We start from the raw sequence: 405 nt of genomic DNA, 5'->3' as shown, positions 1-405 counted from the left end.
GATGTAAGGTTTTCCCAAGTTACTCCATTCTTGGAATCGAAAGAGCTATAAAACTCTTGTGGACGAAGGTTACGTTGGGTTTCAGCAGCTCCCGTCTTCTGTCTACGTCCTATTGATATATTAGCAGAATCCTCCTGTCCAATCAAGTCTACGAAACCTGTGCTAGAAGTGAAGTCCAGTATATATTTAGGGTAGGTGTCTGCGGTTCCTTGATTGTTTAATTCAATAAATGGAACGGTTGCGGAAGCATTATTGAAGGTGTCTTCTTCAACTACTTCTTTCCCTATCGCATAGTTATCCAGAAGGATGAACTTAAGCTCAATCTCCCCCATATGGAGAGTTTGCTGGATATTTGTTTCGCCATCAAGGATTACTTTATACTCTCTTTCTGGAGCATCATATAGC

1 protein-coding gene is annotated in these 405 nt (G+C 41.0%); it reads right to left on the bottom strand.

The features are described from left to right. The coding region (locus tag BTA35_RS17260; protein WP_139363752.1) for a phage tail family protein at positions 1-405 on the bottom strand (405 nt) is incomplete at both ends.

The sequence above is a fragment of the Oceanospirillum linum genome (assembly GCF_001995095.2).
Classification (GTDB): domain Bacteria; phylum Pseudomonadota; class Gammaproteobacteria; order Pseudomonadales; family Halomonadaceae; genus Oceanospirillum; species Oceanospirillum linum.
The sequence above is the reverse complement of the archived record's forward strand: the minus strand, read 5'-3'. Positions and strand labels throughout refer to the sequence as shown.